Source organism: Mycobacterium sp. TH-M116 (assembly GCF_057473685.1).
On sequence record NZ_JBYCLC010000286.1, the window covers coordinates 1 to 12,159 of the forward strand.

Annotated in this window: 14 protein-coding genes; all 14 read left to right on the forward strand. The window is 70.9% G+C overall.

Annotated features, from left to right (window positions below):
• Positions 1 to 1,359 (forward strand): nickel-dependent hydrogenase large subunit (locus AC2VOK_RS14400; protein ID WP_428901092.1); only part of this gene is annotated, 1,359 nt, incomplete at its 5' end.
• Between the two features lie 9 nt (positions 1,360 to 1,368).
• Positions 1,369 to 2,271 (forward strand): NifU family protein, encoded by a 903-nt coding sequence (locus tag AC2VOK_RS14405; RefSeq protein ID WP_428901093.1) that lies wholly within the window; start codon positions 1,369 to 1,371, stop codon positions 2,269 to 2,271.
• On the forward strand, positions 2,268 to 2,903 hold the full coding sequence (locus AC2VOK_RS14410; RefSeq protein WP_428901094.1) for a DUF5947 family protein: 636 nt from the start codon (positions 2,268 to 2,270) through the stop codon (positions 2,901 to 2,903). The genes AC2VOK_RS14405 and AC2VOK_RS14410 overlap by 4 nt, the downstream gene beginning before the upstream one ends.
• Positions 2,900 to 3,565: a DUF6084 family protein gene (locus AC2VOK_RS14415; RefSeq protein WP_428901095.1), complete on the forward strand. Its 666-nt coding sequence runs from the start codon at positions 2,900 to 2,902 to the stop codon at positions 3,563 to 3,565. The genes AC2VOK_RS14410 and AC2VOK_RS14415 overlap by 4 nt, the downstream gene beginning before the upstream one ends.
• Positions 3,562 to 4,911, forward strand: coding sequence for a hypothetical protein (locus tag AC2VOK_RS14420; protein ID WP_428901096.1), 1,350 nt, complete (start codon positions 3,562 to 3,564; stop codon positions 4,909 to 4,911). Before AC2VOK_RS14415 ends, AC2VOK_RS14420 begins: the two co-directional genes overlap by 4 nt.
• Positions 4,899 to 5,018 (forward strand): DUF6893 family small protein, encoded by a 120-nt coding sequence (locus AC2VOK_RS14425; RefSeq protein ID WP_428901097.1) that lies wholly within the window; start codon positions 4,899 to 4,901, stop codon positions 5,016 to 5,018. The genes AC2VOK_RS14420 and AC2VOK_RS14425 overlap by 13 nt, the downstream gene beginning before the upstream one ends.
• A gap of 16 nt (positions 5,019 to 5,034) precedes the next feature.
• Positions 5,035 to 5,529 (forward strand): hydrogenase maturation protease, encoded by a 495-nt coding sequence (locus tag AC2VOK_RS14430; RefSeq protein WP_428901098.1) that lies wholly within the window; start codon positions 5,035 to 5,037, stop codon positions 5,527 to 5,529.
• A gap of 2 nt (positions 5,530 to 5,531) precedes the next feature.
• The gene (locus AC2VOK_RS14435; RefSeq protein WP_421528980.1) at positions 5,532 to 5,798 is read left to right on the forward strand and encodes a HypC/HybG/HupF family hydrogenase formation chaperone; all 267 of its coding nucleotides are present in this window, start codon (positions 5,532 to 5,534) and stop codon (positions 5,796 to 5,798) included.
• Position 5,799: 1 nt separating this feature from the next.
• Positions 5,800 to 8,178, forward strand: a complete 2,379-nt coding sequence (gene hypF / locus AC2VOK_RS14440) for a carbamoyltransferase HypF (protein WP_428901099.1) — start codon at positions 5,800 to 5,802, stop codon at positions 8,176 to 8,178.
• On the forward strand, positions 8,175 to 8,918 hold the full coding sequence (locus AC2VOK_RS14445) for a HypC/HybG/HupF family hydrogenase formation chaperone (RefSeq protein ID WP_428901100.1): 744 nt from the start codon (positions 8,175 to 8,177) through the stop codon (positions 8,916 to 8,918). Before hypF ends, AC2VOK_RS14445 begins: the two co-directional genes overlap by 4 nt.
• Positions 8,911 to 9,597 (forward strand): D-sedoheptulose-7-phosphate isomerase, encoded by a 687-nt coding sequence (locus AC2VOK_RS14450; protein ID WP_428901101.1) that lies wholly within the window; start codon positions 8,911 to 8,913, stop codon positions 9,595 to 9,597. The genes AC2VOK_RS14445 and AC2VOK_RS14450 overlap by 8 nt, the downstream gene beginning before the upstream one ends.
• On the forward strand, positions 9,594 to 10,709 hold the full coding sequence (gene hypE / locus AC2VOK_RS14455) for a hydrogenase expression/formation protein HypE (protein WP_428901102.1): 1,116 nt from the start codon (positions 9,594 to 9,596) through the stop codon (positions 10,707 to 10,709). The genes AC2VOK_RS14450 and hypE overlap by 4 nt, the downstream gene beginning before the upstream one ends.
• 30 nt (positions 10,710 to 10,739) lie before the next feature.
• Positions 10,740 to 11,012: a HypC/HybG/HupF family hydrogenase formation chaperone gene (locus AC2VOK_RS14460; RefSeq protein ID WP_428901103.1), complete on the forward strand. Its 273-nt coding sequence runs from the start codon at positions 10,740 to 10,742 to the stop codon at positions 11,010 to 11,012.
• Between the two features lie 9 nt (positions 11,013 to 11,021).
• Complete coding sequence (gene hypD / locus AC2VOK_RS14465) at positions 11,022 to 12,158, forward strand: hydrogenase formation protein HypD (protein WP_428901104.1); 1,137 nt, start codon at positions 11,022 to 11,024, stop codon at positions 12,156 to 12,158.
• The last annotated feature ends 1 nt before the right edge of the window (position 12,159 follow it).

A 12,159-nucleotide genomic window follows, 5' to 3' on the forward strand; every position in this document is an offset into this window, starting at 1 on the left:
ATCGCCGACATCATGCGCTCGCTCAACCCGTTCAGCGGCGAGTTCTACCGCGAAGCCCTCGTCGTCAGCCGCTGGACGCGAGAGATGTTCTGCCTCATGGAGGGACGCCACGTGCACCCGTCGACGCTGTATCCCGGTGGGGTCGGCACCGTCGCGACCATCCAGCTGATGACCGACTACATGACACGGCTGATGCGCTATGTCGAGTTCATGAAGAAGGTCGTGCCGATGCACGACGACCTGTTCGACTTCTTCTACGACGCGCTGCCCGGCTACGAGAAGGTCGGGCTGCGCCGGACCCTGCTCGGCTGCTGGGGCTCCTTCCAGGACCCCGAAGTGTGCAACTTCGAATACAAGGACATGGAGCGCTGGGGCAACGCGATGTTCGTCACCCCGGGGGTGGTGGTCGACGGCAAGCTCGTCACCCACTCGCTGGTCGACATCAACCTGGGAATCCGGATCCTGTTGGGCAGCTCCTACTATGACGACTGGACCGAACAGGAGATGTTCGTACACACCGACCCGCTGGGCAACGCCGTGGACCGGCGCCACCCGTGGAACCAGCACACCAACCCGCACCCGCAAAAGCGCGACATGGACGGCGGCAAGTACAGCTGGGTGATGTCGCCGCGCTGGTTCGACGGCCGCGACCACCTGGCGCTGGACACCGGTGGCGGTCCGCTGGCCCGGCTGTGGGCGACCGCGCTCGCCGGGCTGGTCGACATCGGCTACGTCAAGGCGACGGGCACCAGCGTCAAGATCAACCTGCCCAAGACCGCCCTGAAGGGACCGGTCGAGTTCGAATGGCAGATTCCCAAGTACGGCAGCAACACGATCGAGCGCGACCGGGCGCGCACCTACTTCCAGGCCTACGCGGCGGCGTGCGCGCTGCACTTCGCCGAGAAGGCGCTCGCCGAGATCCGCGCCGGGCGCACCAAGACCTGGGAGCGCTTCGAGGTGCCCGACGAGGGCATCGGCTGCGGCTTCACCGAGGCGGTGCGCGGGGTGCTCAGCCATCACCTGGTGATCCGGGACGGCAAGATCGCCAACTACCACCCGTATCCGCCGACGCCGTGGAACGCCAACCCGCGCGACAGCTACGGCACTCCGGGACCCTACGAGGACGCGGTGCAGGGTCAGCCGATCTTCGAGGAGAACGGCAGGGAGGACTTCAAGGGCATCGACGTCATGCGCACGGTGCGCAGCTTCGACCCGTGCCTGCCCTGCGGTGTGCACATGTACCTGGGCAAGGGCAAGACGCTGGAAAGACTGCACACGCCCACGCAGTCACCCGCCGGCGGTGATGATCGCAAGCTCGGCGAAGCCGGGCGCAGCGGGTCATCACCATCAATGGAGTAGACCCGCGGAATGACAACGCCGGATCGCCCGGGAACCACCTCTGAACTCTCCGAGAACGACGCGCAGTGGCGCAGCGCGGGTGAGCGGATCCAGACACTGCTGGATTCCTGCGCGGCGGGTGGGGCGGCCGCGTATGACCGCGCCCAGCTGCTGGTCCGCGAGGTGGTCGAGCTGTACGGAGCCGGGCTGGCGCGGATCATGGGTTTGGCCGGCGACCCCGGGTTCGCCGAACGGCTGGCCACCGACGACCTGGTGGCCAGCCTGCTCCTGGTGCACGGGCTGCACCCGCACGACGTGCGGCGCCGGGTCTGCGACGCGCTGGACCGGGTGCGGCCCTACCTGGGCTCGCACGGCGGTGACGTCGACCTGATCGGAATCGACGGCGACACCGTGCGCCTGGCCTTCACGGGCAGCTGCAAGAGCTGCCCGTCCTCGGCGGTGACGCTGGAGCTCGCGGTCCAGGATGCGATCCTGACCGCCGCGCCGGAGATCTGCACGATCGAGGTGGCGGCGGCCGCACCCGCCGCCGGCACGATCCCCGCTGAATCCCTGCTGGCCCAAGTCCGTTCGCGAGGCACCGGCGCGACGGCCTGGCGTCCGGCGCCCGAACTGGCCGAGCTGGCCCCCGGCGAGGTGGCAGGTTTCTCCGTCGACGGCACCACGTTGCTGGCCTGCCGGGTCGGCGATCGGTTGTTCGCCTACCGGGATCACTGCCCGGTGTGCGACGACACGCTCGCCGGGGCGCGACTGCACGCGGGGATGCTGGAATGCCCGCGCTGCACGACCGAATTCGACGCCGTCCACGCCGGCGCCGGCACCAACGGCACCCACCTGCAACCGATTCCGGTGCTGCTTCGCGACGGTGCGCTGTCGGTGGCGCTGCGGGGCGAACCGCTGGGGGCCGGCATATGACCAGCCCCTACGACGTGCTGGCCCGCATCAGCGCCGACCGGCCGCTCCCCGAAGACGGCGGCGAGCGCTGTGAGATGTGCGCCGAGCCGATCGCCGACGAACACCAGCACGTGGTGAGCGTGGCCGCGCGGCAACTGATGTGCGTGTGCCGCGCGTGCTACCTGCTGTTCAGCGACACTGCGGCCGAGCTGCGCTACCGGGCGGTACCCGATCGGTACCTCGCCTTCCCGGGTTTCGCGCTGGACCGCCGGACCTGGGAAGCGCTGCAGATCCCGGTCGGCGTGGCGTTCTTCTTCACCAACTCCGCCCTCGGGCGCACCGTCGCCTTCTACCCCGGCCCGGCCGGCGCGTGCGAGTCCGAGCTCGACCTGGACGCCTGGACCGCCCTCGCGGGCGCGGACCCGCGGGCGAGGCTGCCGGTCGACGACGTGGAAGCATTGCTGGTCCGGGTCGAGGACGGGCCCGAAACTGCTGAGCCGCAGAGCTTCCTGGTCCCGATCGACGCCTGCTACGAGTTCGTCGGGCGCCTGCGCATGCTGTGGCGGGGTTTCGACGGCGGACAGCACGCGCGTGCGTTCATCGACGACTTCTTCGCCCGGCTCGCCGCCCGCGCCGTGGCGAGGCCGCGATGACCGGGCAGCCGATCGACATGGCGTTCGCGGTTCACGACGTGGCGCCCGAGCCGTACAGCGTCACGCCGGTGCTCACCGCGCGCATCGGCATCACCGCCGGCGGCCCGGCCGGTCACACCGGCGCGGTGCACGCCATCGCGCTGCGCTGCCAGGTCCGCATCGAACCGCTCCGGCGCTCCTACTCCGACGACGAGGCCGCCGGACTGCTCGACCTGTTCGGCGGCCGCGAGCGCTGGGCCAACACCCAGCGCACGTTCCTGTGGCAGCATTGCGCCGCGATGGTGCCGGGATTCGCCGGGCACACGACGGTGATGCTTCCGCTGGAATGCACCTACGACTTCGAAGTGACGGCCGCCAAATACGTGCACGCCCTGCAGGCCGGGGAAATTCCCCTCCAATTCCTGTTCAGTGGAACAATTTTCGTCAATTCCGACCACGGGTTCTCGGTTCAGCAGGTGCCTTGGGACTGCGAATGCCGTTACGACATGCCGGCCGCGGTGTGGCGCGCGCTGATCGCGCAGCACTACCCCGACACCGGCTGGGTGCGGCTGAGCCACGAAACCGTCGCCGCGCTGGCCCGCTACAAGGCCGCACAGGGACTGCTCGACCTCGACCGTGCGGTCGCCTCGCTGCTGGACGCCGAGAAGGAGGCCGCGCGGTGAGCGCACCCGAAACCTCGGCCCGGGCCCGCGCCGTCGCCGACGCGGTGCTCTACGAGGGCTACCTGCTCTACCCCTACCGCGGGACGTCCGGCAAGAACCAGTCGCGGTGGCAGTTCGGGGTTCTGGGACCGCCCGGTGCGGTGGACTCCGGCCTCGGCGAGGACGACGCCATGGCGGCGGACTTCCTGGTCGACGGGGCGCGGGCGATCACCGTGGTGGTGCGGTTCCTGCAGCTGCAGCACCGCCGCGCCGAACGCGACGTCGGGGGCGGCGACTTCGTGCCCGTCGACGAGTTGACCACGCCGGCCGGGTCGTGGCTCACCTGGGACGAGGCGATCGAGTGTGAGAGGTCCTTCGGCCCTATCCCATTGGACGGCCGATCACGGATCCTTCCGCTGGTGGCGCATGCGGCAACCGACATCGAACCGCTGGACGGCGGGCGGCTGGTCCGTCGACGCCGGGAGGTGCGCGGCGAGCTGACGGTGACCGCCCGGCCGGACGGGGACCTGCGTCGGGTCTCGGTGCGGGTGGCCAACACCGGCGCCGGCGCCGCCGACAAGGCTGACGCGATCGCGCGGTCCATGATCGGAACCCACCTGATCGCCGACGTGGCCGGCGGACAGTTCGTCTCGCTGCTGGAACCGCCCCCCGACGCTGCCGCCGCGGTGTCGCGGTGCGGTCGGCACCGCTGCTTCCCCGTGCTGGCCGGCCCACCGGGCACCTGCGACGTGTTGCTGATCTCCCCGATCATCCTCTACGACCATCCCGAGGTTGCCGATCAGAGCAACACCGCCCTGTACGACTGCACCGAGATCGACGAGATCCTCACCCTGCGCGTGATGACGATGACCGACGAGGAGAAGGCGCAGGCCCGCGCCACCGACCCGCGGGCCGCGCAGATCATCGACCGCTGCGATGCCATGTCGCCCGCGGCGATGGCGCGCCTGCACGGTGTGCTGCGCGATCCGCACGCGCCCGCGGGGCTGGTGCCCGGGATCCCCGAGGGTGCCGACTGGTGGGATCCGCAGGCCGACGGCGCCGTCCGCCCCGAGATCGATGCGGTGCCGGTGAACGGGATCCGGGTGGCACGCGGCAGCCGGGTCCGGCTGCACCCGAACCGCAACGCCGACGCCCAGGACATCTTCGTGGCCGGTAAGACCGCCCGCGTCACGTCGGTGCATGAAGACGTCGAGGGCAACACGCACGTCGGGGTGGTCGTCGACGACGACCCGGCCGCCGACCTGCACGACTGGTACGGGCGCTATCTGTACTTCTCCCCCGACGAAATCGAGCCGCTGGAGGCGGAGAACAGCAGCACGGAAAGGAGTTCGACATGGCAGTTCTAGGGTGGATCTTCCTCGCCATCATCGCGCTGGTGGCCGCGGCCGCGGTGGCGATGGGGGTGATGTCACTGCCGGATGCCCGCCGCTACCTCAAACTGAGGCGGATGTAGCCGGCCGGGCACTGTGATGACAGCGCGCATCCTGGTGGCCGGCGTCGGCAACATCTTCCTGGGGGATGACGGATTCGGCTCGGAAGTGGTCCGTCACAACGAGATCCCGCGTGACGACCCGGGTCTTCGCGTCGTCGACTATGGCATCGGGGGAATGCACCTGGCCTACGACCTGCTCGACGGCTGGGACACGCTGGTTCTCGTCGACGCGATACCGAACCGTGGCAGCCCGGGCACCCTGCACGTGTTCCAGGCCGACCACGACGCACCGGCCGAAGCGGCAGCGGTGGACGCGCACGGCATGGACCCGGCGGCGGTGTTCGCCAGTCTGCGCGCGCTGGGCGGCAGCCCGCCCTACACGGTGGTGGTGGGGTGCGAAGCGGGCAGCGTCGACGAGGGGATCGGCCTGAGCGAACCCGTCGCCAATGCTGTTGCGCGAGCGGCCCGGGCGGTCGCCGACATCGTCGCGGCGCTGCGAAGTCCGGTGTCTTCGGCGCCGAGGGAGCGTTGAGCATGTGTCTGGGGATACCCGGCCGGGTGATCGGCATGCTGAACGGCTACGCGGGACAGCTCGCGCTGGTCGACGTCGCCGGCGAGCAGCGTCGCGTCAACGTCGGCATGCTGCCCGAGGAGACGTTCGCCCCCGGCGACTGGGTGATCATTCACCTGGGCTTCGTCGTGGAGAAGACCGACCGCGCCGGGGCCGACCAGGCGATGGCCGGCCTGGAGCTGATGGGCCGCGGCGGTGGCGACCCGGGATCCGGCGCGCAGGGCGGTTGAGATGACCGGGTCCCTGATGCTGCGATCCGGCCCGCCCGGCACCCAGGTGCGGCAGCGCCTCACGGTGAACGGTGTCGTCCAGGGGGTCGGCTTCCGTCCCTTCGTCCATCGTCTGGCCACCGAACTCGGACTGGCCGGATTCGTCGGCAACGACTCGGGTGCGGTCTTCCTGGAGGTGCAAGGTCACCCCGCGCACGTGCGGGAGTTCAGGCGCCGGCTGCGCGCCGAGGCCCCGCCGCTGGCGCGCATCAGCACCATCTGCGCCGTCGAAATCGACGCCATCGCCGACACCGACACCGTCCGCGGGTTCGCCATCACCGCCAGCGAGGTGGCCGCCGGTGCCAGGACGCCGATCCCACCCGATATCGCGGTCTGCGACGATTGTGTGGCCGAGTTGTTCGACCCCGGCGACCGACGCCACCGCCACCCGTTCATCACGTGTACCAACTGCGGCCCGCGCCACACCATCATCCGAACACTGCCCTACGACCGCCCCGCGACCACGATGTCCGCGTTCGCGATGTGCGCGCGGTGCGCCGGCGAATACGCCGATCCCGCCGATCGGCGGTTCCACGCACAGCCCATCGCGTGCCCCGATTGCGGCCCCTCGCTGTGGTTCTGCGCGCACCCATCCTCATCCGAAGGCCGGGTCGACGGAACAGACGCCGCGCTGGCCGCCACCCAACGCGCGCTGGCCGGCGGCGCGGTGGTGGCCATCAAGGGCATCGGCGGATACCACCTGGCCTGCCTCGCCGACGACCAGCGGGCGGTGACGGCGCTGCGAACCCGGAAAGCCCGGGGCGCCAAGCCTTTCGCGATCCTGGTCCGCGACCTCGACGTCGCGCGCCGCTACGCCCCGATCGGTGACGACGAGGCCGCCGTGCTCTCGGACCCGGCCGCACCGATCGTGCTACTCCCGCGCCGGGCCGGCGCGCCGGTCGCCGGCGCGGTCGCGCCCGGCAGCCCGCTGCTCGGGCTGATGCTGCCGTACTCCCCGATCCACCACCTGCTGCTGGCGCCCGTCCCCGGGGCCGGCGCGCGCGTGCCCGACGCGTTGGTGCTGACCAGCGCCAATCGCTGCGATGAGCCCCTCTGCTTCACCGCCGCCGATGCCGCACAGCGGCTTCCCGCCCTGTGCGACGCCGTGCTCGACCACAACCGGCCCATCCACGTGCCGTGCGACGACTCGGTGGTGCGCGTCGTCCGAGACGAAGCGGGGGCCGCGGAGCTGCCCATCCGGCGCTCCCGCGGCTATGCGCCGCTGCCGGTGGACCTCGGCCACCGGGGCCCCGCGGTGCTGGCCGTCGGCGGGGAACTGAAGAACACCTGCTGCCTCACCGACGGGTCCCGCGCCTACCTGTCCGGGCACATCGGCGACATGGGCACCTGGGAGACACTGCGCGCGTTCGACCGCACGGTCGGACAGCTCAGCGAGATACGCAGCGCCCCGGCGCGTGTGGCCGCAGACCTGCACCCGGCATATCACACCCGCGCCTGGGCGGAACGCCACGCGGGCGACCGACCGCTGGACCTGGTCCAGCACCATCACGCCCACGTGGTGTCGCTGCTGGCCGAGCACGGGCGCATCGGCGAACCCATCATCGGGGTCGCGTTCGACGGCACCGGCTACGGCTGCGACCACACCATCTGGGGCGGCGAGATCCTGCGGCTCGGCCGCGACAGCCACCGCTTCGTGCGGGCCGCCCACCTGCTGCCGGTGCCGCTGCCCGGCGGCGACGCCGCGGTGCGCAACCCGTGGCGGATGGCGCTGGCCCAGTTGTGGGCGGCCGACCTCGACTGGGCCCCGGACCTGGCACCGGTCGCGGCGGCGAGTGCGCCGGAATTGGCGCTCGTCCGTTCGCAACTGGAGACCGGCACGGCATGCGTGCCGTGCTCGAGCATGGGCCGGCTTTTCGACGCCGTCGCCTCGCTGCTGGGCGTGCGGCACCGGATCGACTACGAGGGCCAGGCCGCCGTCGAACTCGAGGCGCTGGCCGAGTCCGCCGGCGCCGCGCCCGGGCCGTCGCTGCGCCTGGCGGTACGGGCCGACGGGCTGATCGACCCCACCCCCCTGATGCAGACGCTGGTCTCGGCGCTTTCCGCCGGCACCCCGCCGGCACTGCTGGCCGCGTCGTTTCACCGGGCGGTCGCGCACGCGGTCGCCACGGCGGTCGGCCTCATCGCCGGCCAGACCCGGCTCGTGGGCCTCACCGGCGGCGTGTTCCAGAACGTGCTGCTGTTGCGCGCCTGCCGTACCCGGTTGCAACGCAACGGGTTCGAGGTGCTGACCCACCGCGCGGTTCCGCCCAACGACGGCGGGCTGGCGCTCGGGCAGGCCGCGATCTCGATGCTGATCGCGCTCGAGGAGGGCGGGCCGTGACCGCCGACCCCGCCACGGCGGTCGATCGCGGGCTCGGCGCGGAGCTGGCCCGGGACCTGGCCGCCACCGCGTTGACCCTGGCCAGGCGGTTCGCCGCGGGCGCCACGATGTGGTCGATCGCGCCGTCGTGGGAACCACACGCGCTGCACATCGCGGTCGAGTTCGTCCACCCGGTGATCATGGGCAAGCGCGCGCTGCCCGCGGTGGCCCTGACCGGACCGGACATCGTCGACCTCTCGAGGGTCTCGGTGCGGCCCGGCGACATCGTGGTCGCGGTGTCGCGCACCGACGACGCGCGGGTCCGGTCGGTGCTGCGCCGCGCCCCGGCGTGGGGCGCGAGCACGATCTGGATCGGCAGCGGCCGACGACCGGCGGCCGGTGCGGCCGACCACGTGCTGTGGCTCGACGACCCCGACCCGTGCGTGCCCGCGACCGGTGGGTTCGTGCTGTTCTACCACCTGCTGTGGGAGCTGACGCACGTGTGTTTCGAGCACTCGAACCTGCTGGCACCCGAACGCGCCGAGGCGGTCTGCGTGACGTGCGGTGACGAGGGCCGCCTCGGTGAGGTGGTGGCCGCGCCCGTCGACGGGCTGGCCCCGGTGCGCACCGCGCGAGGCGTGGAGACCGTGGCGACGACGCTCGTCGAACCGGTTGCCGCCGGGGATCTGGTGGTGCTGCACGCCGGGACGGCGATCAGCCGCCTCGACGACGACGAGCGCGACGGGCAGGACGATGACTGACGAGCCGACCAACTTCCTGTACCCGTTCATCGACGGGCCGGCTTCCGGGGCGAACGACCCGGCCTCCCTGCTCGCCGACCTGGCCGCCTCCGCGCAGGCCAAAGCCGCCGAAAGCCTGGCGTTGCGGCGCGCGACACTGCACGCCAACGCGGACCTGTTGGACCGCGCCGCCGCCGAGCTGGCCCGCCGCTTCGCGGCCGGCGGACGGCTGTTCACCTTCGGAAACGGCGGCAGCTGCACCGATTCCACCACCCTGGCGCGGTTGTTCGCCCGGCCGCCGATCGGGCGGCCCCTTGCGGCCTGGTCCCTGACGGCCGACCCGGCCATTCTGACCGCGCTGGGCAACGACGTCGGGTTCGAGCTGGTGTTCGCGCGCCAGTTGATCGCCCACGCGAGGGCCGGCGACATCGCGATCGCGATGTCGACCAGCGGCAATTCGCCGAACCTGCTCACCGCGCTGGCCGAGGCCCGGCGGCGCGGCCTCTACACCGTCGGCTTCGCCGGCTACGACGGCGGGGCCTTCGTGGACAATGCGGATGTCGATTGCTGCTTCGTCGTGCGCTCGCAGAGCGTGCACCGCATTCAGGAGGCCCAGGCGCTGCTCGGCTATTCGCTGTGGTCGGCCACCCACGAACGGTCCGGCGACCCAGATGTGGCAGCCGATGTGGGGGCCGCATGAACACGACGGCGGGCGGCGAACACCTCTCGCCGGGGCCGCACTTCGCCGAGGGTGAGGTGATCGAGCGCATCGAGTCGTTCCGGCGGCGCCGCCCCAGACTGCTCGACGACCAGGTGACCCTGGCACACGGAGCGGGCGGCAAGGCATCGGCGGCACTCGTCGACGCGGTGTTCGTGGAGGCGTTCCGCAACCCGGCGCTGGAGCCGCTCGGCGACGGTGCGGTACTCACCCTGCCCAGCGGCGAGCGGATCGCGATGTCCACCGACTCGTTCGTGGTGCAGCCCCTGCGCTTTCCGGGCGGCTCGATCGGCACGCTGGCCGTCCACGGCACCTGCAACGACCTGGCAATGGCCGGTGCGGTCCCGTCGTGGATTTCGGCGGCGTTCGTCCTGGAAGAAGGATTCGGCATCGCCGAGCTCAAGGAGATCGTCGCCGACATGGCCTCCGCCGCAGCGGACGCCGGAGTGCAGATCGTCACCGGCGACACCAAGGTGGTACCCAGGGGCGCCGCCGACGGGCTGTTCGTCACCACCACCGGGGCCGGCGTCATTCCCGCCGGGCGCGCGCTGTCGCCGGCGTCGGTGCGCGTCGGCGACAAGGTGCTGCTGTCGGGCCCGATGGGCGATCACGGCATGGCCGTGATGCTGGCCCGGGGCGACCTGGCCATCGAGGCCGACATCTGTTCGGACACCGCCTCGCTCAGCCCCCTGGTGGAGGCGCTCATGGCGGCCGCCCCGGCCACCCGCTGGCTGCGCGATGCGACCCGCGGCGGGGTGGGCACCGTGTGCAACGAGCTTGCGCAGGCCTGCGGGCTGGGCGTGCTGCTCGACGAGGAGCGACTGCCCGTGTCGCCCACGGTGAACGGCGCCTGCGAGTTGCTCGGCATCGACCCGCTCTACGTCGCCAACGAAGGCAAGCTCGTCGCGGTCGTCGCCCCCGAGCAGGCGGCCGGCGGGCTCGCCGCCCTGCGGTCGCATCCACTGGGGGCCCAGGCCGCCGAGGTCGGGGAGATCATCGCCGAGCCGGGCGAGACCGTGGTACTGCGCACCGGGTTCGGCGGCACCCGGATCGTCGACATGCTCGTCGGGGACCCGCTGCCCCGAATCTGTTGAGAGCCGTATCTGCTGAGAGGAGAACATGCGATGTGCCTTGGTATTCCGGCTCGGATCGTCGAGATCACCGACGCTGCCAACTATCTGGCGAAGGTCGACGTCAGCGGGGTGCAGCGCACGATCAGCGTGCGCCTGCTCGAAGACGACCTACCCGCCCCCGACGACTGGGTGCTGGTCCACGTCGGGTTCGCGATGGCCAAGATCGACGAGTCCGAGGCACTGCTCACCCTGGCCGCCATCCAGAAGCTCGGCGACGCCTACAGCACGGAGCTGGAAGCCTTCGACTCGTCAGCGATAATCTGAGGAGGCGCAATGAAATTCGTTGACGAATTCCGCGACCCGGCGGCGGCCCGCAAGCTGCTCGCCGCCATTGAAAGGTTGGCGTGCCTGGCCGGCGACGGCGAGGAGTTCAAGTTCATGGAGGTGTGCGGCGGACACACCCACACCATCTACCGGCACGGTATCGAGCACCTGCTGCCCGGCAACGTCGAACTGGTGCACGGGCCGGGCTGTCCGGTGTGCGTGATCCCGATGGGCCGCATCGACGATGCGATGTGGCTGGCCTCCCAGCCCGGCGTGATCTTCACCTGCTTCGGGGACATGATGCGCGTCCCGGGCTCGGGCGGAAGCCTGCTGGACGCCAAGGCCAAGGGCGCCGACGTGCGCTTCGTCTATTCGCCGCTGGACGCGCTGAAGATCGCGATCGACAACCCGGACAAGCAGGTGATCTTCTTCGCCATCGGTTTCGAGACCACCGCGCCGTCGACCGCGGTCACGCTGGTGCGCGCCCGCGAGCTGGGCGTAGGCAACTTCAGCGTGTTCTGCAACCACGTCACGATCGTGCCGCCCATCAAGGCGATCCTCGAGTCGCCCGATCTGCGACTGTCCGGCTTCATCGGCCCCGGCCACGTGTCGACCGTCGTGGGCAACCGGCCCTACCGCTTCGTGCCGGACGTCTACCGAAAACCGTTGGTGGTGGCGGGCTTCGAGCCGCTCGACATCCTGGCCGCGGTCGCGATGCTGCTGACCCAGATCCGTGAGGGACGCTGCGAGGTGGAAAACCAGTACAAGCGCGTCGTCCCCGAACACGGGAATCCGGCGGCGCTGGCGCTGCTGGGCACGGTGTTCGCGTTGCGCCCCCACTTCGAGTGGCGGGGTTTGGGGTTCATCTCGCAGAGCGCGCTGCGGCTGCACGACGACTTCGCCGCCTTCGACGCCGAGCTGCGCTTCGCGATGCCCGGCGTGCGCGTGGCCGACCCCAAGGCCTGCCAGTGCGGCGAGGTCCTCAAAGGTGTGCTCAAGCCCTGGGAATGCAAGGTTTTCGGCACCGCGTGCACCCCGGAAACCCCGATCGGGACATGCATGGTGTCCCCCGAGGGGGCCTGCGCGGCCTACTACAACTTCGGGCGCATGCACCGTGACGCCGTGAAGCTCGCGGGACGCACGTGAC

Excerpts from the sequence above, each read along its gene's own strand:
- AC2VOK_RS14405 (WP_428901093.1), top strand. The coding sequence starts at position 1,369 with ATGACAACGCCGGATCGCCCGGGAACCACCTCTGAACTCTCCGAGAAC.
- AC2VOK_RS14410 (WP_428901094.1), top strand. The coding sequence starts at position 2,268 with ATGACCAGCCCCTACGACGTGCTGGCCCGCATCAGCGCCGACCGGCCG.
- AC2VOK_RS14415 (WP_428901095.1), top strand. The coding sequence starts at position 2,900 with ATGACCGGGCAGCCGATCGACATGGCGTTCGCGGTTCACGACGTGGCG.
- AC2VOK_RS14425 (WP_428901097.1), top strand. The coding sequence starts at position 4,899 with ATGGCAGTTCTAGGGTGGATCTTCCTCGCCATCATCGCGCTGGTGGCC.
- AC2VOK_RS14430 (WP_428901098.1), top strand. The coding sequence starts at position 5,035 with ATGACAGCGCGCATCCTGGTGGCCGGCGTCGGCAACATCTTCCTGGGG.
- AC2VOK_RS14435 (WP_421528980.1), top strand. The coding sequence starts at position 5,532 with ATGTGTCTGGGGATACCCGGCCGGGTGATCGGCATGCTGAACGGCTAC.
- hypF (WP_428901099.1), top strand. The coding sequence starts at position 5,800 with ATGACCGGGTCCCTGATGCTGCGATCCGGCCCGCCCGGCACCCAGGTG.
- AC2VOK_RS14450 (WP_428901101.1), top strand. The coding sequence starts at position 8,911 with ATGACTGACGAGCCGACCAACTTCCTGTACCCGTTCATCGACGGGCCG.
- hypE (WP_428901102.1), top strand. The coding sequence starts at position 9,594 with ATGAACACGACGGCGGGCGGCGAACACCTCTCGCCGGGGCCGCACTTC.
- AC2VOK_RS14460 (WP_428901103.1), top strand. The coding sequence starts at position 10,740 with ATGTGCCTTGGTATTCCGGCTCGGATCGTCGAGATCACCGACGCTGCC.
- hypD (WP_428901104.1), top strand. The coding sequence starts at position 11,022 with ATGAAATTCGTTGACGAATTCCGCGACCCGGCGGCGGCCCGCAAGCTG.